At 61.5% G+C, this 17,116-nt stretch carries 12 protein-coding genes; 9 read left to right on the top strand and 3 right to left on the bottom strand.

The features are described from left to right. Positions 1 to 68 precede the first annotated feature (68 nt). Genes dgcB through etfB form a run of 3 tightly spaced genes read left to right on the top strand, consistent with a single transcriptional unit; the run spans position 69 to position 4,018 of the window. Positions 69 to 2,018 (top strand): dimethylglycine demethylation protein DgcB, encoded by a 1,950-nt coding sequence (gene dgcB / locus JWU58_RS02935; protein ID WP_123443800.1) that lies wholly within the window; start codon positions 69 to 71, stop codon positions 2,016 to 2,018. Then, positions 2,018 to 3,238 carry an electron transfer flavoprotein subunit alpha gene (gene etfA, locus JWU58_RS02940; protein WP_123443801.1) on the top strand — a complete coding sequence of 407 codons (1,221 nt, stop codon included), beginning with the start codon at positions 2,018 to 2,020 and terminating at the stop codon, positions 3,236 to 3,238. The genes dgcB and etfA overlap by 1 nt, the downstream gene beginning before the upstream one ends. Before the next feature lie 9 nt (positions 3,239 to 3,247). Beyond that, positions 3,248 to 4,018 carry an electron transfer flavoprotein subunit beta gene (gene etfB / locus JWU58_RS02945; RefSeq protein ID WP_016772821.1) on the top strand — a complete coding sequence of 257 codons (771 nt, stop codon included), beginning with the start codon at positions 3,248 to 3,250 and terminating at the stop codon, positions 4,016 to 4,018. A gap of 875 nt (positions 4,019 to 4,893) precedes the next feature. Here etfB and gbcA read toward each other — a convergent pair. Beyond that, a complete protein-coding gene (gbcA, locus tag JWU58_RS02950; RefSeq protein WP_016772823.1) occupies positions 4,894 to 6,189 on the bottom strand; it encodes a glycine-betaine demethylase subunit GbcA in 1,296 nt (431 codons plus the stop codon). 296 nt (positions 6,190 to 6,485) lie between these two features. Between gbcA and gbcB the strand changes: the two genes are divergently transcribed. Continuing rightward, positions 6,486 to 7,586 carry a glycine-betaine demethylase subunit GbcB gene (gene gbcB / locus JWU58_RS02955; protein ID WP_016772824.1) on the top strand — a complete coding sequence of 367 codons (1,101 nt, stop codon included), beginning with the start codon at positions 6,486 to 6,488 and terminating at the stop codon, positions 7,584 to 7,586. Positions 7,587 to 7,649: 63 nt separating this feature from the next. On the opposite strand, the gene JWU58_RS02960 is transcribed toward gbcB, so the two are convergent. Together JWU58_RS02960 and JWU58_RS02965 are read right to left on the bottom strand one after the other, a co-directional pair. Beyond that, entirely contained in the window at positions 7,650 to 8,183 is a 534-nt protein-coding gene (locus JWU58_RS02960; protein WP_206421465.1) for an REP-associated tyrosine transposase, read from the bottom strand. Positions 8,184 to 8,973: 790 nt separating this feature from the next. Next, complete coding sequence (locus tag JWU58_RS02965; RefSeq protein WP_206421466.1) at positions 8,974 to 10,014, bottom strand: threonine aldolase family protein; 1,041 nt, start codon at positions 10,012 to 10,014, stop codon at positions 8,974 to 8,976. A 126-nt stretch (positions 10,015 to 10,140) separates the two neighbouring features. Between JWU58_RS02965 and JWU58_RS02970 the strand changes: the two genes are divergently transcribed. The 5 genes from JWU58_RS02970 to JWU58_RS02990 all read left to right on the top strand — a co-directional run bounded on the left by JWU58_RS02970 (position 10,141) and on the right by JWU58_RS02990 (position 17,022). Further along, positions 10,141 to 10,851 (top strand): TraX family protein, encoded by a 711-nt coding sequence (locus JWU58_RS02970; RefSeq protein WP_123443803.1) that lies wholly within the window; start codon positions 10,141 to 10,143, stop codon positions 10,849 to 10,851. Between the two features lie 287 nt (positions 10,852 to 11,138). Beyond that, entirely contained in the window at positions 11,139 to 12,392 is a 1,254-nt protein-coding gene (gene glyA / locus JWU58_RS02975) for a serine hydroxymethyltransferase (protein ID WP_123443804.1), read from the top strand. A 21-nt stretch (positions 12,393 to 12,413) separates the two neighbouring features. Continuing rightward, positions 12,414 to 13,664, top strand: a complete 1,251-nt coding sequence (locus JWU58_RS02980; RefSeq protein WP_016772829.1) for a sarcosine oxidase subunit beta — start codon at positions 12,414 to 12,416, stop codon at positions 13,662 to 13,664. 14 nt (positions 13,665 to 13,678) lie between these two features. Then, positions 13,679 to 14,008: a sarcosine oxidase subunit delta gene (locus JWU58_RS02985; protein ID WP_016772830.1), complete on the top strand. Its 330-nt coding sequence runs from the start codon at positions 13,679 to 13,681 to the stop codon at positions 14,006 to 14,008. Further along, complete coding sequence (locus JWU58_RS02990; RefSeq protein ID WP_123443805.1) at positions 14,005 to 17,022, top strand: sarcosine oxidase subunit alpha; 3,018 nt, start codon at positions 14,005 to 14,007, stop codon at positions 17,020 to 17,022. The genes JWU58_RS02985 and JWU58_RS02990 overlap by 4 nt, the downstream gene beginning before the upstream one ends. Positions 17,023 to 17,116 lie beyond the last annotated feature (94 nt).

Genomic DNA, 17,116 nt, shown 5'->3' on the forward strand with positions numbered 1-17,116 from the left:
AGCCGATCCATGCTGCTCTTTCTTGCCGCTTGTAGCTTGCAGCTTGCCGCTCGCCAGAGGTGACTCTGATGTTGAACACCCTTCTTCCAATCCTGTTGTTCGCAGCCCTGGGCCTTGCGGTCCTCGGCGCGTTGCGGCGGATGAACATGTGGCGCCGGGGGCGGGCGGCGAAGGTCGATCTGCTCGGCGGTCTGCTGGCCATGCCCAAGCGCTACATGGTCGACCTGCACCACGTCGTCGCGCGGGACAAATACATTGCCAACACCCACGTCGCCACGGCGGGCGGTGCGGTGGCGTCGATTGTGCTGGCCATTCTGGTGCACGGTTTCGGCCTGCATAACCGCATCCTCGGCTACGCCCTGCTGCTGATGTCGGCGGTGATGTTCGTCGGCGCGATCTTCATGTACCTGCGCCGAGTCAATCCGCCTGCGCGTCTGTCGAAAGGCCCGTGGATGCGCCTGCCGAAAAGCCTGCTGGCCTTCTCCGCGTCGTTTTTCCTGGTGACCCTGCCGGTTGCCGGGATCCTGCCGGAAAACTTCGGCGGTTGGGTGCTCGCCGCCATTCTCGGTTTTGGCGTGCTGTGGGGCGTGTCGGAACTGTTCTTCGGCATGACCTGGGGCGGGCCAATGAAACACGCCTTTGCCGGTGCGCTGCACCTGGCCTGGCACCGTCGCCCGGAACGTTTCGGCGGCGGGCGCTCGACCGGTTTGAAGCCACTGGATCTGAACAATCCCGATGCGCCGCTGGGCGTGGAAAAACCCAAGGATTTCACCTGGAACCAGTTGCTCGGTTTCGACGCCTGCGTGCAGTGCGGCAAGTGCGAAGCGGCTTGCCCGGCCTTCGCCGCCGGCCAGCCGCTGAACCCGAAAAAACTGATTCAGGACATGGTCGTCGGCCTCGCTGGCGGCACCGACGCGAAGTTTGCCGGCAGTCCTTATCCGGGCAAACCGATTGGCGAACATGGCGGCAATCCGCACCAACCGATCGTCAACGGTCTGGTCGACGCCGAAACCCTGTGGTCGTGCACCACCTGCCGTGCCTGCGTCGAGGAGTGCCCGATGATGATCGAGCACGTCGATGCGATCGTCGACATGCGCCGGCATCTGACCCTGGAAAAAGGTGCGACGCCGAACAAGGGTGCCGAAGTCCTCGAAAACCTGATCGCCACCGATAACCCCGGCGGTTTCGCCCCGGGCGGTCGGATGAACTGGGCGGCGGATCTGAACCTCAATCTGCTCAGTGAGAAGAAATCCACCGACGTGCTGTTCTGGGTCGGCGACGGCGCGTTCGACATGCGCAACCAGCGCACCCTGCGCGCGTTCGTCAAAGTGCTGAAAGCGGCAAACATCGACTTCGCCGTGCTCGGCCTCGAAGAGCGCGACAGTGGTGATGTGGCGCGGCGTCTCGGCGACGAGGCTACGTTCCAGTTGCTGGCCAAGCGCAACATCCAGACGTTGGCCAAATACAGCTTCAACCGCATCGTCACCTGCGATCCGCACAGTTTCCATGTGCTGAAAAACGAGTACGGCGCCTTCGACGGCAACTATCTGGTGCAGCACCACAGCACCTACATGGCCGAGATCATTCAGGCCGGCGCGCTCAACCTCGGTCAGCACAAAGGCAACAGCGTGACCTATCACGATCCGTGCTACCTGGGCCGCTACAACGGCGAGTACGAAGCGCCGCGCGAAGTGCTGCGAGCGCTCGGCATCGAAGTCAAAGAGATGCAACGTTCCGGCTTCCGCTCACGCTGCTGCGGCGGCGGTGGCGGCGCGCCGATCACTGACATTCCGGGCAAGCAGCGCATCCCCGACATGCGCATGGAAGACATTCGCGAAACCGGCGCCGAGCTGGTGGCGGTGGGTTGTCCACAGTGCACGGCGATGCTCGAAGGCGTGGTCGAACCGCGTCCGCTGATCAAGGACATCGCCGAACTGGTGGCCGACGCGTTGCTTGAGGACGCCGCGCCAAGCAAGCCTGCCACGCCGGCCAAACGTGAACCTGCGGAGGTGCACTGATGAGCGACATTATCCGCCGCGACCCGCGCGCCGAATGGATTGCCCGTAATCGCCTGCATCCGCTGCACGCGGCGATGCAACCGGCGCAACACAGCTGGATGGGGCCCAATGGCGTCATTCGCAAGAATCTGCACGGCATGGGTTTTATCGGCCCTAACGGCATAAAACGCATTGACCGCAGCGGCGCGCAGCAGGGTGGGACGGTCAAACGCTCGGCTGCTGTTGAAGTGCAGTTGCCGCTGCATCAGGTACCGGCTCCTGCGTTCTACATCAGCGTGGTGCCGGATATGGTCGGCGGTCGCCTGAGCAGCCACGACCGCGATCTGCTCGGCCTCGCTCACCAACTGGCCGGCAGCGATGGTGCGGTGCTTGCTGTGGTGTTCGGCGAGCACAAGGAAAGCGCTTTCGAAACTGCTGGCGTCGATCGCCTGCTGGTGCTGGAAGGCGAGGAATTCAGCGGTTATGCACCGGAGCAGCGGGTGCAGGGTTTGCGCGCTGTGGATAACCAATTCAACCCGCGTCACTGGTTGCTGCCGGACAGCCGCAGCGGTGGCGGCGAACTCGGCCGGCGCTTTGCTGCAGCCTTGGGTGAGCGCCCGGCCACGCGGGTCTGGCAGGTCAAGGATCAGGAGTGCATCGGCCGCGCCGGGGCCGGATTGCAAGACCTGGCGCGTCCAGTGGCGCGGTTGATTCTCGCCGCTGCCGAATGCGCGGAGCCGGTCAGCGAAACCCGTCACGAAGCGTTGTCAGTGGAGTTATCCACAAGCGTCGCGCGCAGCTTGTCGCGAATCGAAGATCTTGGTGCCGTGGCGGTGGATCCGGCAGCGATTCCGATGGCCGAAGCGGAATTCATTTTCTCCGGCGGCAACGGGGTCAAGGATTGGCAGCTGTTTCACGAAACAGCGGCGGCCCTCGGCGCCACCGAAGGCGCTTCGCGGGTTGCGGTGGACGATGGCTTCATGGCCCGGGATCGCCAGGTTGGCGCGTCCGGCACCTGGGTCACTGCGCGGGTCTATGTGGCTGTGGGTATCTCTGGCGCGATCCAGCACCTGCAAGGCATTGGCGCCTGCGACAAGGTGGTGGCGATCAACCTCGATCCGGGTTGCGACATGATCAAGCGTGCCGACCTCTCGGTGATCGGCGAAAGCGCAGAGATTCTGCAAGCGTTGATCGAAGCGGTCGCGGCTTACCGCAACGAAGCCAAGCGCGATGCGGCTTAAGGAAACGCTATGAACACGAACGTTATCAGTCTGGTTTCAATCGGCGCTCACCCGACTTCGGGTCGGCCACGGCGCGCCGATCAGGATGCGCGCGCGGTGGAACTGGGCCTGCAACTGGCTGGGGATAACCTGCAAGTGCTGCACGCCGGTGATGTTGCCGAACCGGCACTGCGTGCCTATCTGGGCATGGGCCTGGAACAGCTGCATGTGCTGGAACAACCCGCCGGCGCCGATGCCTTGCCGGCGCTGACCGCATACCTGCGCGATGCCGGGGCGCAAGTAGTGCTGACCGGCAGTCAGGCGGAAACCGGCGAAGGTTCGGGGATGTTGCCGTTCCTGCTGGCCGAAGGCCTGGGCTGGCCGCTGGTGGTGGGCCTGGCGCAGGTCGAATCGATCGCTGACGGGTCGGCGCTGGTCCTGCAAGCGTTGCCGCGCGGCCAGCGACGCCGCTTGAAGGTCAAACTGCCGTTTCTGGCCACTGTGGATAACGCCGCGCCAAAGCCTCGGCAGAGCGCGTACGGCCCGGCACGACGGGGCGAATTGGCCGCCGACGACGTGGAAGTGGTGGAGGACCAATTGTTGGCCGTCGCCACGCTGCAGCCGGCCAAGCCACGGCCCAAGCGCTTGAAGGTGATCAAGGCGAAGAGCGGCGCCGACCGGATGAAGGCTGCGACGGCCAAGGCCAGTGGCGGCGGGGGGCAGGTGCTCAAGGGCGTTACTGCGCAGGCTGGGGCGGAGGCGATTCTGAAGCTGCTGATTGAAGAGGGCGTTGTCCGCTAGTCACCCTCTTCCTAGCATGGAATAACCACTGTGGGAGCGAGCCTGCTCGCGAAGGCAGACTGTCAGTCGACACATGCATCGACTGACCCGACGCGTTCGCGAGCAGGCTCGCTCCCACAGTGGTATTCATTCACAGCCAATCTTTACTGTTTACCCACAAACCCTGTTGGCGAAGCTGTGGATAACGTGTTCGCCCTTGCTCGCACCCCACGCCATTCAAGCCTTCCAGCCTTAAGATCAAAAAACGATCAGCGTAACTCTCGGATTTCTCAGGCTTTTCCTTCGGTATAAATCGACAAGTTGCCCCCAATGTCTGTTGGCGCTTCTGTGGATAAGATGTTCGCTCTCAGCTGTAGGCCATATGGATCAGGGGTTACAGGTGTTTGATCAATTATTGATCAAATGTAACTCCCGGGCGCCGAGAGCTGTTAAGGCGAACGGGTTTTCCCCAGTCATAGGTGTTTTCCACAGAAGATGGAAAGTTGTCCCCGATCTCTGTTGGCTCTTCTGTGGATAACGTGTTCGCTACCCGCTGGAGGCCTTTGAAACCGTGGCCTGCATAGTGTTGATCAAAAAACGATCAATCGTTTTGAGAAACTGTGATTCAGCATAAGTCACGGTTTTTCTTTGCAAATCAGGAAGATATTTTTTGACTCATCCACAGTTACCCCCATTTGCTGTGGGCGGGTATGTGGATAACTTGTTTGCGGAAGGCTGGAGGGCTTGATGGGTATGGGGGCGGGGGTGATTGGTCGGAAATTGACCAACTGAAAGATGTAGCGTGGGTCAGGACGCCTTCGCGAGCAGGCTCGCTCCCACAGGGGAATGCATTCCACCTGTAGGAGCTGCCGCAGGCTGCGATCTTTTGCTCTTGATCAGCCCTGAACCGGAACGCCTTTGAGGTAAGGCGCAGGCTCGGCCCCGAGGTTGTTCAACATGCGCTCGCTGTACCAATCGACGAAGTTGACCACGCCGAATTCATAGGTTTTGGAGTAAGGCCCAGGCTGGTAAGCGGTGGAGTTGATCCCGCGCTGGTTTTCCTCAGCCAGACGGCGGTCCTGATCGTTGGTCGCGTCCCACACCTGGCGCATGCGCTCGACGTCGTAATCGACACCTTCCACCGCATCCTTGTGCACCAGCCACTTGGTGGTGACCATGGTTTCCTGGGCGCTGATCGGCCACACGGTGAAGACGATGATGTGGTCGCCCATGCAGTGGTTCCACGAGTGCGGCAGGTGCAGGATGCGCATCGAGCCCAGATCGGGGTTCTTGATGCGGCCCATCAGTTTGGCGCAGCCCTGTTTGCCGTCGAGGGTCATCGACACGGTGCCCTTGAGCAGCGGCATGCGCACGATACGGTTGCGCAAGCCGAAACTGGCGTGGGCGTAAGGGATCTTTTCCGCTTCCCAGGCAGCGGCGGAGGCGGCGACGTGATCCTTGAACGCCTGATCGGCGCGCGGGTCGGTGACGTCGTCCCACTCCAGCAGGGTTTTCAACAGTTCCGGGTGCGACGCGTTGCAGTGGTAGCACTCGCGGTTGTTTTCCAGCACCAGTTTCCAGTTGGCTTTCTCCATCAAGGTGGTGGTAATCGCCACCTTGGTGTTCTCCATGTCGTACGGTTCCATGTAATGGTTGAGCGTCGACAGGAAGTCATCGATGGCCGGCGGGTTCTCCGCCAGGCTGATGAAGATGTAACCGCCAGCGGTTTTCACGTTCACCGGTTTCAGGCCGTATTGCTTCATGTCGAAGTCGGCGCCCATCTCGGTGCCGGCGAACAGCAGGCGCCCGTCCAGTTCGTAGGTCCACTGGTGGTAATGGCAGACCAGTTTGGCGACCTTGCCTTTTTCACTGGTGCACAGGCGCGAGCCACGGTGGCGGCAGACGTTGTGGAACGCGTGCACCACGCCCTCGGCGCCGCGAATGACGATGATCGGGTTCTTGCCGACCTGCAAGGTCAGGTAGTTGCCCTTGGCCGGGATCTCGCAGGTCATGCCGGCGATCAACCATTCCTTCTGGAAGATCTCCTGCATATCGATATCGAACAGGCGCTCGTCGCTGTAGAACGGCTGTGGCAGCGAAAAAGTGCGCTCGCGCTCCTGGAGCATTTGTGCGGTGGCCTTGCGTGCGGGTTCCAGCGGATCGCCCAGGCTGATTTTTGCGGTGACGTCCATCGATGTAATCCTCATGGCCCTCTGCGTGGCCGGCGAAAGTGGCTGATCAGGTGTGCTGCAATACGGTTGCTACGCAAGGTGTAAAGAAGTCGTCTTGTGTTGGGGCGAGTGTGGGGCCGGCGCTGGGGGGAACCTTATCCATGCGCGACATGGCGCAATCTGTTCCCGACGCGCAAGCCCCGGTGTTCAAGGGCTGGTCGCGATAAGTATGTCAATGTCGCGGATAGGTAAACGCGCGGTCTGCGCTATACGCAGAATCGCCGACAAGAGGCCGACAGTCGGCCGTGGAGAACAGCATGTCCAACAGCTTCCTGAATCCGGTCACCACCCAGACCTGGGCCAATGGCCGACACATTGTCCGTTGCGTCAAAGTCATCCAGGAAACCTGGGATGTGCGCACCTTCTGCTTTATGGCCGACCAGCCGATCCTGTTCTTCTTCAAGCCGGGGCAGTTCGTCACGCTGGAGCTGGAAATCGAAGGCCAGCCGATCATGCGCTCCTACACCATCTCCAGCTCGCCGTCGGTGCCGTACAGCTTCTCGGTCACGATCAAGCGCGTGCCGGGTGGCAAGGTCTCCAACTGGTTGCATGACACTTTGCATGAGGGGCAAGAACTGGCGGTGCACGGCCCGGTCGGGCTGTTCAACGCGATCGACTTCCCGAGCCCGAAGGTTCTGTATTTGAGCGGCGGCGTCGGCATCACCCCGTGCATGTCGATGGCGCGCTGGTTCTACGACACCAACGCCAACGTCGACATGACGTTCGTGCACAGCGCGCGGTCGCCGAAAGACATCATTTACCACCGCGAACTCGAGCACATGGCTTCGCGGATCGATAACTTCAGCCTGCACCTGATCTGCGAAAAGCACGGCCTCGGTGAGCCATGGGCCGGTTATCGCGGTTACCTGAACCACAAGATGCTCGAACTTATGGTTCCGGACTTCCTCGAACGCGAAGTGTTCTGCTGCGGCCCGACGCCATACATGACTGCGGTCAAACGCCTGCTGGAAGCGGCCGGCTACGACATGTCGCGCTACCACGAAGAATCCTTCGGCGCCACGCCACCCGAGGCCCGCGCCGACGCGGTGGAACAGGCCGAACAAGCCGCCGATGCGCCGGAAATCGACGCCGCGGATCTGCATCAGGTGGAATTCACCGCCTCCGGCAAAAGCATTCGCGTCGGCCCGGGCGAAACCGTCCACGCAGCCGCCGCCAAACTCGGCCTGATGATCCCGAAAGCCTGCGGCATGGGTATCTGCGGAACGTGCAAGGTGATGAAACTGGGCGGCGAAGTGGAGATGGAGCACAACGGCGGGATTACCGAGGATGACGAGGCTGAAGGGTTTATCCTGTCGTGCTGCAGCGTGCCGAAGGGGGATGTGCGGATTGAGTTCTGAGGCTTTTATGATCGTTCCCACGCTCCGCGTGGGAATGCCGCCCGGGACGCTCCGCGTCCCATTTCAATACCAGCGCTGAATCTCGATCATACCCTCGATTCCCGCGTAGTCCCTGGCACTCGAATAACGCCAATGCTCCGGTAAATCCACATATCCGCGTTTCACCGGGTTGTTGTGGATGTATTCAAGTTTCTGACGCATCACAGATTCGCTGTAGACCATTTCCGCGTGCGTGCCTTCTTGCCACAGTTGATACACCCGGTCCTGCTTATGCGCGCGTTTGCTGAAGCGCAGGCGCTGCAAGGCTTTGTCGGCGCCTTTTGTTTGCAAGTCATTGATGATTTGTCGCGCGGTGAAGGACTTGAACTGGCTGAGGCATTTGCTCAGATCGGGTGCTTGGGCGACGAAGTGCAGGTGGTTTTCCAGAATCACGTAGCCGTATAGCTTCAAGTCATGATGAGCCTGTTGATATCGCCAGCAGTTGAGCAGGTGCTCAACGATGTACGGGCGAATGAATAACGGCAACCACTCCATTACGGTGCAGGTCAGGAAATGCGGTTTGTCGGCTTCGGTAATCGTATAGCGGTTGCGGCCCATGGGATTCGATCCTTGAATCTTGCGGTGCGAATGAGATGGAACGCGGAGCGTCCCGAGATGCATTCCCACGCGGAGCGTGGGAACGATCAGAATGGGGCGGGCGACATAATTGCGCTAGAAGAGGCTTCTGGTACCACGGTGGGAAAAGTCAGCCCGGACCGAAGCTCGTTCCCACGCTCTGCGTGGGAATGCAGCCACTGACGCTCCGCGTCATTGCGGTTTTCAGCCTGTCGCCAAGGGTGAAGCTGGAACGCGGAGCGTCCCTGGAGGCATTCCCACGCGGAGCGTGGGAACGATCAGGGTGGGGCAGATGTGGAGATAAAGATCGTTCCCACGCTCTGCGTGGGAATGCAGCCACTGACGCTCTGCGTCATAGCGGTTTTCAGCCTGTCGCCAAGGGTGAAGCTGGAACGCGGAGCGTCCCTGGAGGCGTTACCACGCGGAGCGTGGGAACGATCAGGGTGGGGCAGATGTGGAGATAAAGATCGTTCCCACGCTCTGCGTGGGAATGCAGCCACTGACGCTCCGCGTCATAGCGGTTTTCAGCCTGTCGCCAAGGGTGAAGCTGGAACGCGGAGCGTCCCGGGAGGCGTTACCACGCGGAGCGTGGGAACGATCAGGGTGGGCAGATGTGGAGCTAAAGATCGTTCCCACGCTCTGCGTGGGAATGCAGCCACTGACGCTCCGCGTCTTAGCGGTCTTGACCGTGTCGATAATGGTGAGGCTGGAACGCGGAGCGTCCCGGGAGGCATTCCTTTGCTGCGCGTGGGAACGATCAATGCGGTGGGAATCAGGCCGACATGACCTCGCGAATATCGCGCGCCAGTTCGCGCACGCGCTCTTCTTCGGTGTCCCAGGAGCACATGAAACGTGCGCCGCCCTTGCCGATGAAGGTGTAGAAGCGCCAGTTCTTTGCAGTCAACGCAGCGATGGCCGGCTCGGACAGTTGCAGGAACACGCCGTTGGCCTGCACCGGGAACATCAGTTCGACGCCGGGAATGTCGCTGACCAGTTCTGCCAGCAGTTGCGCGCAGTGGTTGGCGTGGCGGGCGTATTTGAGCCAAGCGTCGTTTTCCAGAATGCCGACCCACGGTGCCGACAAAAAGCGCATTTTCGACGCCAGTTGCCCGGCCTGCTTGCAGCGGTAGTCGAAGTCTTCGGCCAGTTTGTGGTTGAAGAACAGGATCGCTTCACCCACCGCCATGCCGTTCTTGGTGCCGCCGAAGCACAGCACATCAACGCCGGCCTTCCAGGTCAGGTCCCCCGGCGAGCAGCCGAGGAATGCGCAGGCGTTGGAGAACCGCGCGCCGTCCATGTGCAGATGCAGGCCCAGCTCCTTGCAGGTTGCGCTGATGGCGCGGACTTCTTCCGGGGTGTAGACGCTGCCGACTTCGGTGGCCTGGGTCAGGGTCACCACGCGCGGTTTCGGGTAGTGGATGTCCTGACGCTTGAGTGCGACTTCGCGGATCGATTGCGGGGTGATCTTGCCGTTTTCAGTGCCGGCGATCAGCAGCTTCGAGCCGTTGGAGAAGAATTCCGGAGCGCCGCATTCGTCGGTTTCGACGTGGGCGGTTTCCGAGCAGATCACGCTGTGGTAACTCTGGCACAGCGAAGACAGGGCCAGCGAGTTGGCGGCGGTGCCGTTGAAGGCGAAGAACACTTCGCAGTCGGTTTCGAACAGTTTGCGGAAATGATCCGCCGCGCGGGCGGTCCATTCATCGTCGCCGTAAGCGCGCTGGTGGCCGTGGTTGGCCTGTTCCATGGCAGCCCAGGCTTCCGGGCAGATACCGGAATAGTTGTCGCTGGCGAATTGTTGGCTCTTGTCGGTCATGGCCGGCTTCCGTAATCGAGACTCTTGTGAAGGCTCGTGGTCAATGAGGATGCGCACTTTACCGAAGATCTTCCGGGGAGCACATGCGATGTCGGGTGGGGAAAATTACCAGTTTATGGGCCGATTATGCACCTGAGCCAACGCGACGGTGCTCTGGATCTGCTCAAGTGGCTGGCGTTGCTGAGCATGTTGCTCGATCACCTGCGATATGTCGGCTTCTCCGCCGATTGGTTGTATGTGCCGGGTCGCCTAGCGTTTCCATGGTTTTGCCTGGCGATGGCGGCGAATCTGGCACGAGACGGTTCGCGCAAAATGGAATGGCGCTATCTGGGCTGGCTGTTGCTCTTCAGCGCCATCAGCGAAGTCCCTTATCGCTTTTATATCCCCGACCCTGACACGTTCAACGTGATGCCGACGCTGGCGCTGGGCTTGCTGGTGGCGCGCGGCTGGCAGGATTCAGCATTGGTGGCGCGATCGCTCGCACTGGCCGCACTGGTGGTTGCGGCGGTTTTTTCAGAACGACTGATGTTCGGTTTCTTCGGCATATTGTTGCCGTTGGCGATGCTGCTGGTGTTCCGCCGACCCTGGTATTTCAGCCTGTTGCCGGGGCTGGTGTGTCTGGCGGCGAACCAATGGCAAGTGCTGCTCGAATCGGCGCGTTTCGGCAACAGCGTGGCGATTCTCGGGCTGGTGACATGTGTGTTTGCGCCGATGCTCGGAATGTTCTTGTTGCGACATGGGCGACATGTCCGGCCTCCACCGATGCGGCGCTGGGCGTATGCGCTGTATCCCGCGCATTTCCTCCTGCTGCTTGCCATCCGCCAAATCATCGCCTGACCCCTGTAGGAGCGAGCCGGCTCCGGGCGGCGTTCCGACGAAAGCGGTCTGCCAGCCAACTTCTATGTCGGATGTGCCGGCCTCTTCGCGAGCAGGCTCGCTCCCACAGGGGATCTGCGGCGTTTCGAAGAGAGCATTTCCAGCCATGTCGTAAACGCACCTTTGCGTGGCGTCCGCAGGCATTTGAGCTGTCTGTGCCGGTCATACCATCGCATCAAAGGGCACTGCCATCATTGCCAGTGCCTTACCGAGACGAATGGCGCACAGATGCCGCTGGGAGAGACGCGATGTTCAGCAAGCAAGACCAGATCCAGGGTTACGACGATGCACTGCTGGCGGCGATGAATGCCGAGGAGCAACGTCAGGAAGATCACATCGAGCTGATCGCGTCGGAGAACTACACCAGCAAGCGCGTCATGCAGGCGCAAGGCAGCGGCCTGACCAACAAATACGCCGAGGGCTATCCGGGCAAGCGCTACTACGGCGGCTGCGAGCATGTGGATAAAGTCGAAGCGCTGGCCATCGAACGCGCCAAGCAACTGTTCGGTGCCGACTATGCCAACGTCCAGCCGCACTCCGGCTCCTCGGCCAACAGCGCCGTGTACCTGGCGTTGATCCAGCCGGGCGACACCATTCTCGGCATGAGCCTGGCCCACGGCGGTCACCTGACCCACGGCGCGAAAGTGTCGTCCTCGGGCAAGCTCTACAACGCTGTGCAGTACGGCATCAACACCGACACCGGGCTGATCGACTACGACGAAGTCGAGCGTCTGGCCGTCGAGTGCAAACCGAAAATGATCGTTGCCGGTTTCTCTGCTTACTCGAAAACTCTGGACTTCCCGCGCTTCCGTCAGATCGCCGACAAGGTCGGTGCGCTGCTGTTCGTCGACATGGCCCACGTCGCCGGTCTGGTCGCTGCTGGCCTGTATCCGAACCCGCTGCCGTACGCCGATGTGGTCACCACCACTACGCACAAAACCCTGCGCGGTCCGCGTGGTGGGCTGATCCTGGCCAAGTCCAACGAAGAGATTGAGAAGAAGCTCAACGCCGCCGTGTTCCCCGGCGCCCAGGGCGGTCCGCTGATGCACGTCATCGCCGGCAAGGCGGTGTGCTTCAAGGAAGCGCTGGAGCCTGGCTTCAAGGCCTATCAGCAACAAGTGATCGACAACGCCCAGGCGATGGCCAGCGTGTTCATCAAGCGTGGCTACGATGTGATCTCCGGCGGCACCGACAACCATCTGTTCCTGGTCAGCCTGATCCGTCAGGGCCTGACCGGCAAGGACGCCGACGCCGCGCTGGGCCGCGCGCACATCACGGTGAACAAGAACGCCGTGCCGAACGACCCGCAGTCGCCGTTCGTGACCTCGGGCCTGCGCATCGGCACCCCGGCGGTGACCACGCGCGGCTTCAAGGTCAGCCAGTGCGAAACCCTCGCCGGCTGGATCTGCGACATCCTCGACAACCTCGGCGACGCCGATGTCGAGGCCAATGTCGCCCAGCAGGTCTCGGCCCTGTGCGCAGACTTCCCGGTTTATCGCTGAGTCGGTTTTGGAGTAATGACTATGCAACGCTATTCCGGCTTCGGCCTGTTCAAACACTCGCTCAGCCACCACGAAAACTGGCAGCGCATGTGGCGCACGCCCACCCCGAAAAAAGTCTACGACGTGGTCATCGTCGGCGGCGGCGGGCACGGCCTGGCGACGGCCTACTATCTGGCCAAGGAGCACGGCATCACCAATGTCGCCGTGGTCGAGAAAGGCTGGCTCGGCGGCGGTAATACCGCGCGCAACACCACCATCGTGCGTTCCAACTACCTGTGGGACGAGTCGGCGCACCTCTACGAACACGCGATGAAATTGTGGGAAGGCCTGTCGCAGGATCTCAACTACAACGTGATGTTCTCCCAGCGTGGCGTCTACAACCTGTGCCACACCCTGCAGGACATCCGTGATTCCGAGCGTCGGGTCAGTGCCAACCGCCTCAACGGCGTCGACGGCGAATTGCTCGACGCCAAGCAGGTTGCGGACGAGATTCCGTACCTGGACTGCTCGAAAAACACCCGCTACCCGATCATGGGCGCCACCGTGCAGCGTCGCGGCGGCGTCGCCCGTCACGATGCCGTGGCCTGGGGCTTCGCGCGTGCCGCCGATGCCTTGGGCGTGGACTTGATCCAGCAGACCGAAGTGATCGGTTTCCGCAAGGAAAACGGTGTGTGCATCGGCGTCGAAACCAACAAGGGTTTCATCGGCGCCAAGCGCGTCGGCGTGGTCACTGCCGGTAACTCCGGGCACATGGCCAAGCTTGCCGGTTTCCGCCTGCCGATCGAATCCCACCCGCTGCAAGCGCTGGTGTCCGAGCCGATCAAACCGATTATCGACAGCGTGATCATGTCCAACGCCGTACACGGTTACATCAGCCAGTCCGACAAGGGCGACCTGGTGATCGGCGCCGGTATCGACGGCTACAACGGCTACGGCCAGCGTGGTTCGTACCCGGTGATCGAACACACCATCCAGGCCATCGTCGAGATGTTCCCGGTGTTGTCCCGCGTACGTATGAACCGCCAGTGGGGCGGCATCGTCGACACCACTCCGGATGCCTGCCCGATCATTTCCAAGACGCCAGTACCGAACATGTTCTTCAACTGCGGTTGGGGCACCGGTGGCTTCAAGGCCACACCCGGCTCGGGCAACGTGTTTGCCGCGAGTCTGGCCAAGGGTGAAATGCACCCATTGGCTGCACCTTTCTCCATCGACCGTTTCCACAACGGTGCGTTGATCGATGAACACGGCGCTGCTGCGGTTGCCCACTAACAGGAGAAATCCCCATGTTGCATATCTTCTGTCCTCACTGCGGCGAACTGCGCTCTGAAGAGGAATTCCACGCATCCGGTCAGGCGCACATCCCGCGTCCGCTGGATCCGAACGCCTGCACCGATGAAGAGTGGGGCGACTACATGTTCTTTCGCGATAACCCGCGCGGTCTGCACCACGAGTTGTGGGACCACGTTGCCGGTTGCCGCCAGTACTTCAACGTCACTCGCGATACCGTGACCTACGAGATTCTCGAGAGCTACAAGATCGGCGAGAAGCCGCAATTCACCGACAAGGCTGGCACTGCGAAAACAGCCACGACGGCGCTGGGAGAGAAGGTATGAGCCAGACCAATCGCCTGTCCAACGGTGGACGGATCGACCGCAACAAAGTGCTGAGCTTCACCTTCAACGGCCAGACCTACAAAGGCTATGAAGGCGACTCGCTGGCCGCCGCACTGATTGCCAACGGCGTCGATATCATCGGCCGCAGCTTCAAGTATTCGCGCCCTCGCGGCATCTTCGCCGCCGGTTCCGAAGAGCCGAACGCGGTGCTGCAGATCGGTGCCACCGAAGCCACGCAGATTCCCAACGTGCGCGCCACGCAACAGGCGTTGTATCAGGGCCTGGTCGCCACCAGCACCAATGGCTGGCCGAGCGTCAACAACGACATGATGGGGATTCTCGGCAAGGTCGGCGGCAAGCTGATGCCGCCGGGTTTCTACTACAAAACCTTCATGTACCCGCAATCGTTCTGGATGACTTACGAGAAGTACATCCGCAAGGCTGCCGGCCTCGGCCGTTCGCCGACCGAGAACGATCCGGACACCTACGACTACATGAACCAGCACTGCGACGTGCTGATCGTCGGTGCCGGCCCGGCCGGTCTCGCCGCTGCCCTGGCGGCTGCGCGCAGCGGTGCCCGCGTGATTCTGGCCGATGAGCAGGAAGAGTTCGGCGGCAGCCTGCTTGATTCCCGCGAAAGCCTCGACGGCAAACCGGCGATGGAATGGGTCGCCAGCGTCATCGCTGAATTGAAGAACACCCCGGACGTGCTGCTGTTGCCGCGCGCCACGGTCAACGGTTACCACGACCACAACTTCCTGACCATTCACGAACGCCTGACCGATCATCTCGGTGACCGCGCGCCGATCGGTCAGGTGCGTCAGCGCATCCACCGTGTCCGCGCCAAGCGCGTGGTGCTGGCGACCGGTGCCCACGAGCGTCCGCTGGTGTACGGCAACAACGACGTGCCGGGCAACATGCTCGCCGGTGCGGTGTCGACTTACGTGCGTCGTTATGGCGTAGCGCCGGGCAAAAAACTGGTGCTGTCGACCAACAACGATCACGCCTATCGCGTTGCTCTGGATTGGCTCGATGCCAGTCTGCAAGTCGTCGCCATCGCTGACGCCCGCAGCAATCCGCGCGGTGCATTGGTCGAAGAAGCGCGCGCCAAAGGCATTCGCATCCTCACCGGCAGCGCCGTCATCGAGGTGCGTGGCAGCAAGCGAGTGACCGCTGCCCGCGTCGCCGCGATTGACGTAAAGGCCCACGCCGTGACCAGTCCGGGCGAATGGCTCGATTGCGATCTGGTCGCCAGCTCCGGCGGTTACAGCCCGGTGGTTCACCTGGCTTCGCACCTCGGTGGCAAACCGGTCTGGCGTGAAGACATTCTCGGTTTCGTACCGGGCGAAGCACCGCAGAAGCGCGTGTGCGTCGGTGGCGTCAATGGCGTCTACGCGCTCGGCGATTCGCTGGCCGACGGTTTTGAAGGTGGCGTGCGCGCTGCCGCCGAAGCCGGTTTCCAGACTGTCGAAGGCGTGTTGCCGAAAGCCTTGAGCCGTCTCGAAGAGCCGACCCTGGCGCTGTTCCAGGTGCCGCACGAGAAGAACTCGGCGCGAGCACCGAAGCAGTTCGTCGACTTCCAGAACGACGTCACCGCCGGTGGCATCGAACTGGCGACCCGCGAAGGTTTCGAGTCGGTCGAGCACGTCAAACGCTACACCGCGCTGGGCTTCGGCACCGATCAGGGCAAGCTCGGCAACGTCAACGGTCTGGCCATTGCCGCCCGTTCGCTGAACGTGACCATCCCGCAGATGGGCACCACCATGTTCCGTCCGAACTACACGCCGGTGACCTTCGGCGCTGTGGCCGGCCGGCATTGCGGGCACATCTTCGAACCGGTGCGCTACACCGCGCTGCATGCCTGGCACGTGAAGAACGGCGCCGAGTTTGAAGATGTCGGTCAGTGGAAGCGTCCATGGTACTTCCCGAAAAACGGTGAAGACCTGCACGCGGCGGTCAAGCGCGAATGCAAAGCCGTGCGCGACAGCGTTGGCCTGCTCGATGCTTCGACCCTCGGCAAGATCGACATTCAAGGCCCGGATGCCCGCGAGTTCCTCAACCGCGTGTACACCAACGCCTGGACCAAACTCGACGTGGGCAAGGCTCGCTACGGTTTGATGTGCAAAGAAGACGGCATGGTCTTCGACGACGGTGTGACGGCGTGTCTGGCCGACAACCATTTCGTCATGACCACCACCACCGGCGGCGCCGCGCGCGTACTGCAGTGGCTGGAGCTGTACCACCAGACCGAATGGCCGGACATGAAGGTGTACTTCACTTCCGTCACCGACCACTGGGCGACCATGACCCTGTCCGGGCCGAACAGCCGCAAGCTGCTCAGCGCCGTGACCGACATCGATCTGAGCAACGAAGCGTTCCCGTTCATGACCTGGAAAGAAGGTCTGGTCGGCGATGTGCCGGCGCGGGTGTTCCGTATCTCGTTCACCGGTGAGCTGTCGTACGAAGTCAACGTGCAGGCCGATTATGCGATGGGCGTGCTGGAGAAAATCGTCGAGGCCGGCAAGCAGTACAACCTGACGCCGTACGGCACCGAAACAATGCACGTGCTGCGGGCCGAGAAGGGCTTCATCATCGTCGGCCAGGACACCGACGGCTCGATGACCCCGGACGACCTGAACATGGGCTGGTGTGTCGGTCGCACCAAACCGTTCTCGTGGATCGGCCAGCGCGGCATGAACCGCGAAGATTGCGTGAAAGACCAGCGCAAACAACTGGTGGGCCTCAAGCCGATCGACCCGACCAAATGGCTGCCGGAAGGTGCGCAGCTGGTGTTCAACACCAAGCAGGCGATCCCGATGACCATGGTCGGCCACGTGACCTCCAGCTACGCGCACAACTCCCTCGGTTATTCGTTTGCCATGGGTGTGGTCAAGGGCGGTCTCAAGCGCATGGGCGAGCGGGTGTTCGCACCGCTGGCCGATGGCAGCGTGATCGAGGCGGAAATCGTGTCTTCGGTGTTCTTTGATCCGAAGGGTGATCGCCAGAACATCTGACACTGATCGTTCCCACGCTCCGCGTGGGAATGCATCCCGGGACGCTCCGCGTCCCAAGAGCGGACGCAGAGCGTCCATGGCGGCATTCCCACGC

It is taken from the genome of Pseudomonas atacamensis, from assembly GCF_017167965.1.
In the GTDB taxonomy this organism is placed as follows: domain Bacteria; phylum Pseudomonadota; class Gammaproteobacteria; order Pseudomonadales; family Pseudomonadaceae; genus Aquipseudomonas; species Aquipseudomonas atacamensis.

What these genes read in the sequence shown, in the direction of transcription:
- dgcB (WP_123443800.1), top strand. Translation starts at nt 69, where the DNA reads ATGTTGAACACCCTTCTTCCAATCCTGTTGTTCGCAGCCCTGGGCCTT.
- etfB (WP_016772821.1), top strand. Translation starts at nt 3,248, where the DNA reads ATGAACACGAACGTTATCAGTCTGGTTTCAATCGGCGCTCACCCGACT.
- etfA (WP_123443801.1), top strand. Translation starts at nt 2,018, where the DNA reads ATGAGCGACATTATCCGCCGCGACCCGCGCGCCGAATGGATTGCCCGT.
- gbcA (WP_016772823.1), bottom strand. Translation starts at nt 6,189, where the DNA reads ATGGACGTCACCGCAAAAATCAGCCTGGGCGATCCGCTGGAACCCGCA.
- gbcB (WP_016772824.1), top strand. Translation starts at nt 6,486, where the DNA reads ATGTCCAACAGCTTCCTGAATCCGGTCACCACCCAGACCTGGGCCAAT.
- JWU58_RS02985 (WP_016772830.1), top strand. Translation starts at nt 13,679, where the DNA reads ATGTTGCATATCTTCTGTCCTCACTGCGGCGAACTGCGCTCTGAAGAG.
- JWU58_RS02990 (WP_123443805.1), top strand. Translation starts at nt 14,005, where the DNA reads ATGAGCCAGACCAATCGCCTGTCCAACGGTGGACGGATCGACCGCAAC.
- JWU58_RS02980 (WP_016772829.1), top strand. Translation starts at nt 12,414, where the DNA reads ATGCAACGCTATTCCGGCTTCGGCCTGTTCAAACACTCGCTCAGCCAC.
- JWU58_RS02970 (WP_123443803.1), top strand. Translation starts at nt 10,141, where the DNA reads ATGCACCTGAGCCAACGCGACGGTGCTCTGGATCTGCTCAAGTGGCTG.
- JWU58_RS02960 (WP_206421465.1), bottom strand. Translation starts at nt 8,183, where the DNA reads ATGGGCCGCAACCGCTATACGATTACCGAAGCCGACAAACCGCATTTC.
- glyA (WP_123443804.1), top strand. Translation starts at nt 11,139, where the DNA reads ATGTTCAGCAAGCAAGACCAGATCCAGGGTTACGACGATGCACTGCTG.
- JWU58_RS02965 (WP_206421466.1), bottom strand. Translation starts at nt 10,014, where the DNA reads ATGACCGACAAGAGCCAACAATTCGCCAGCGACAACTATTCCGGTATC.